General features: G+C 69.3%; 4 protein-coding genes. 3 read left to right on the plus strand and 1 reads right to left on the minus strand.

Annotated features, from left to right (window positions below; genetic code table 11):
* The 3 genes from APM_RS10340 to APM_RS10350 form a co-directional block, all read left to right on the plus strand.
* Positions 1-196 (plus strand): DUF2497 domain-containing protein (locus tag APM_RS10340; RefSeq protein WP_007423321.1); only part of this gene is annotated, 196 nt, incomplete at its 5' end.
* A gap of 158 nt (positions 197-354) precedes the next feature.
* The gene (locus APM_RS10345; protein ID WP_007423322.1) at positions 355-3,030 is read left to right on the plus strand and encodes a valine--tRNA ligase; all 2,676 of its coding nucleotides are present in this window, start codon (positions 355-357) and stop codon (positions 3,028-3,030) included.
* Positions 3,031-3,102: 72 nt separating this feature from the next.
* Positions 3,103-3,933, plus strand: a complete 831-nt coding sequence (locus APM_RS10350; protein ID WP_007423323.1) for an SPFH domain-containing protein — start codon at positions 3,103-3,105, stop codon at positions 3,931-3,933.
* Positions 3,934-4,028: 95 nt separating this feature from the next.
* Here the strand turns inward: APM_RS10350 and APM_RS10355 are convergent.
* A partial coding sequence (locus APM_RS10355) for a metallopeptidase TldD-related protein (protein ID WP_007423324.1) occupies positions 4,029-4,706 on the minus strand: 678 nt, incomplete at its 5' end.

Here is a 4,706-nt window from a genome sequence, read left to right on the forward strand (position 1 = left end):
TATCGACTCGCTGCGCCGCACGGTTTCGGCGGATCGGGGACTTTCGCTCGGCCGCGGCGACCTCACGATCGAGGACGTCGTCCGCTCGGAAGTGCGCCCGCTGCTGAAGGCCTGGCTCGACGCCCATCTGCCCAATCTCGTGGAGCGGATCGTCCGCGCCGAGATCGAGCGGCTGATCGGCGAGGAGGGCCGCTAGGCCGCTGCTCCTGAACTTCGCGGGGGAATTTCAGGGGCTGCGCGCTGAAATATTGATTTTTCCAGTGTCCGCCGTGAATCTGAAATCCGACGGATTTCAGATACGGGACATCAGGCCGCGGCCTTCCGTCTCTCCCGGGTTTCGCGCATAGAGGCTCCATGCTGGACAAGAATTTCGATCCGGCCGCGTTCGAGTCGCGGCTCTACGGTCTCTGGGAACAGGCGGGGGCCTTTGCCGCCGACCCGTCGCGCGCGGCGACGCCCTTCACCATCATGATCCCCCCGCCCAACGTGACGGGGAGCCTGCATGTCGGCCATGCGCTGACGATGACGCTGCAGGACGTGCTGATCCGGCATCACCGGATGAACGGGCGGGACGCGCTGTGGCAGCCGGGTACCGACCATGCCGGCATCGCCACCCAGCTGATGGTGGAGCGGGAACTCCAGCGCGAGGGAACGTCGCGCCAGGAGATCGGCCGCGACGCCTTTCTCGACCGGGTGTGGACCTGGAAGGCCGAGCAGGGCGGCACCATCACTCGCCAGCTGCGCCGGCTCGGCGCCTCGCCGGACTGGTCGCGCGAGCGCTTCACCATGGACGAAGGCCTGTCGAAGGCGGTGCGGACCATCTTCGTCCGGCTGTTCAATGACGGGCTGATCTACCGCGCCAAGCGGCTGGTGAACTGGGACCCGGTGTTCCGCTCGGCGATTTCCGACCTCGAGGTCGAGATGCGCGAGGTGAAGGGGAATCTCTGGCACCTGCGCTACCCGGTCGAGGGGACCGGGCAGACCATCACGGTGGCGACGACGCGGCCGGAGACGATGCTCGGCGATACCGCGGTGGCGGTGCACCCGACCGACGAGCGCTATGCCGACCTGGTCGGCCGCACCGTGATCCTGCCGATCACCGGGCGGCGGATTCCGATCGTCGCCGACGAGCATTCCGACCCGGAAAAGGGATCGGGCGCGGTGAAGATCACGCCGGCGCATGATTTCAACGATTTCGGCGTCGGCCAGCGGCATGGGCTGGCGATGCCCTCGGTGCTGGACCGCGAGGCGCGGATCACCCTGGCCGAGATCCGCGCGGAGAGCGCGCCGCCGGATGCGGCATTTCTCGACAGTCTCGACGGGCTCGACCGGTTCGAGGCGCGGCGGCGGATCGTGGCGCATCTGGAAGACATCGGCGCGCTGGAAAAGATCGAGCCGCATGTGCACGCGGTGCCGCATGCCGACCGCTCGAACGCGGTGATCGAACCGCTGCTGACCGAGCAGTGGTTCTGCAACGCCGAAGTGCTGGCGGGGCCGGCGATCGAGGCGGTGGAGGACGGGCGCGTGCAGTTCGTGCCGAAATCGTGGGAAAACACGTATTTCGCCTGGATGCGCAACATCGAGCCCTGGTGCATCTCGCGCCAGCTCTGGTGGGGGCACCGGATTCCCGCCTGGTATGCGCCGGACGGGACCGTGTTCGTCGCCGAGACCGAGGAGGCGGCCCTTGCGGAGGCGGCGGAGCATTTCGGCCATACCGTCGCGCTGCGGCAGGACGACGACGTGCTCGACACCTGGTTTTCCTCCGCCCTCTGGCCGTTCTCCACCCTCGGCTGGCCGGAGAACACGCCGGAGCTGGACCGCTACTATCCGGGCGATGTGCTGGTGACCGGGTTCGACATCATTTTCTTCTGGGTCGCCCGGATGATCATGATGGGGATGTATGCGATGGGCGACGTGCCGTTCCGCACCGTCATGATCAACGGGCTGGTGCGCGACGAGCGCGGCCAGAAGATGAGCAAGACCAAGGGCAACGTGATCGATCCGCTGGCGCTGATCGACCAGTTCGGGGCGGACGCGCTGCGCTATACGGTGATCGCGCAGAGCGGGGCCGGGCGGAACATCAAGCTCGGGCCGAACATGGTGGAGGCGAACCGCAGCTTCGTGACCAAGCTGTGGAACGCGGCACGGTTCTGCGAGATGAACCAGTGCCGGCCTGACCCGGCGTTCCGGCCGGAGACGGCAGCGCTGCCGCTCTCGCGCTGGATTCTGGATGCGGCGAACCGCGCCGTGCTGGAGGCGACCGAGGCGCTGGAGGGGTTCCGCCTCGCCGATTATGCGCAGGCCTGCTACCGCTTCACCTGGGGCGATTTCTGCGACTGGTTCCTCGAGCTGGCGAAGCCGGGGCTGGCCGGCGAGGACGACGCCGCGCGCGAGCTGCGGGCGGTGGCGGCGCATGTGCTGGGCCTGCTGCTGCGGCTGCTGCATCCGGTGATCCCGTTCGTCACCGAGGCGCTGTGGGACGAGTTCGGCTATGGCGCGCCGGGCTCGCTGATCCGCGCCGCCTGGCCGGTGCCGGAGGCGGTGCGCGAGGCGGTGGCGGCGCGCGACGAGGTGTCGTGGGCGATCCGCGCGATTTCGGAAATCCGCGCCGTGCGCAGCGAGATGAACGTGCCGGCGGCAACGCGGATCGACCTGCTGATCCGCGACGCGGCGCCGGAGACGCTGGCGCGGGCGGCACGCTGGCGCGAGGAGATCGGCCGGCTCGCCCGGGTGGCGACCCTCGCCCCGCTGGAGGGCGAGATGCCGCAGGGCGCGGCGCAGGCGATTCTCGACGAGGCGACGCTGGTGCTGCCGCTCGCCGGCATCATCGACCTCGCCGCCGAGCGCAAGCGGCTGGCGACGACGCGGGCCAAGGCCGAGGCCGAGGCCGGCAAGCTGCGCGGCAAGCTCGGCAACGAGGATTTCGTCCGCCGCGCGCCGGAAGAGGTGATCGCCGAGAACCGCGAGCGGCTGGAAGCGGCCGAGGCGGAGATGGCGAGGCTGGACGCCGCCCTCGCCCGCATCGCATGATCGGCGGAGCAGTTTTGGCCGCGTGACGGCCACCGCGCCGGGCGGTGGCGGGGCGGCGCAGGGAGACGCCGGATGAACCGTTCCGCCGCGACCATCGCCGTGATCCTGATCGTCCTTGGCGTTCTCATCGCCGTGCCGCTGCGCCTCGCCTTTCCCGGCGCCGTGGTGGCGCTGCTCGGCATCGTCTGCGGGCTGACGCTCAGGACGGCGAACGAGTGGGAGCGCGCCGTGGTGCTGCGGCTCGGCCGCTTCGCCGGCATTCGCGGGCCGGGCGTGTTCTTCATCATCCCGGTTATCGAGACGGTCTATGTGCTGGTCGATACCCGCAAGCAGAGCACGATCATCAGCGCGGAGAACACGCTGACGCTGGATGGCGTTTCGGTCGCGGTGGATTCGGTGCTGTTCTGGAAGGTGGAGGATGTGCGGCGCGTGGCAACCGAACTGACCGATTATCGCGCGATGATCGGCCAGGTGGCGCAGACCTCGCTGCGCGAGATCATCAGCGGGATGGGGTTGGGCGAGATTCTCGGCAATCGCGAGGCGATGGATGCGAAGATCCGCGCCGCGATCGCCGCGAAGTCGCAGGATTGGGGGATCGGCGGGATCGCGGTGGAGATCCGCGACGTGCGGATTCCGGCCGAGCTGAACGACGCGATGAGCCGCAACGCGCAGGCGGAGAAGGAGAAGCAGGCGCGGGTGACGCTGGCGAGTTCGGAAGTGGCGATCGCCGAGCAGATCGTCCATGCCGGGGAGGTATACGCCGCCAACCCGATGGCGCTGAAGATCCGGCAGATGAACCTGGTTTACGAGATGAACAAGGACCGGGGGGCGACGATCCTGCTGCCGACCGAACTAGCCGGGGCAATGACGGCGGTGCTGAAGGGGCTGACGCCGGAGGGCTGAGGCTCGCTCAGCCGCCCGCCATCTTGAGCCCTCGGCTCAGGCTCCGGCCGTTCTGAACCGGCAGGCTCAGGCTCCGGCCGTCCTGGGCCCTCGGCTCAGGCTCCGGCCATCGTCATGCCCTCGATCCGCAGCGTCGGCGCGTCGGTGCCGCGGCGGAATTCGAGGTCGTTCGCCGGGGTGAGGTGGAGGAACATCTCGCGCAGATTGCCGGCGACGGTGACCTCGGCGACCGGCTCGGCGAGCTGGCCGTCGCGGATCATGAAGCCGGCGGCGCCGCGCGAATAATCGCCGGTGATGCCGTTCACGCCCATGCCGATCAGCTCGATGACGTAGAGGCCGAGGCCGATATCGGCGATCAGCGCCTCGGGCGAGAGCGCGCCGGGCTGCATGTAGAGATTGCTCGGCGCCGGGGATGGCGGGCCGGAGGTGCCGCGGGCGGCGTGGCCGGTGGTGGCGAGGCCGAGCTGGGCGGCGCTGCGGGAATCGAGCAGCCAGGTGGTCAGCCGGCCATCCTCGATCAGGGCGCGGCGGGAGACGGTCTGGCCCTCGCCGTCGAAGCTGCGCGAGCGCAGGCCGCGGCGGCGCAGCGGATCGTCGATGATGGAGATGCCGGGCGCGAAGATCGCCTGACCCATCGCATCCTTGAGGAAGCTGGTGCCGCGGGCGATGGCGGCGCCGTTGATGGCGCCGGCGAAATGGCCGAGCAGCGAGCCGGCGACGCGGGGGTGGTAGACCACCGGGAGTTTCGCGGTGGCCGGGCGGCGCGGGTCGAG

Origin of the sequence: Acidiphilium sp. PM, assembly GCF_000219295.1 — a bacterium.
GTDB lineage: Bacteria > Pseudomonadota > Alphaproteobacteria > Acetobacterales > Acetobacteraceae > Acidiphilium > Acidiphilium multivorum.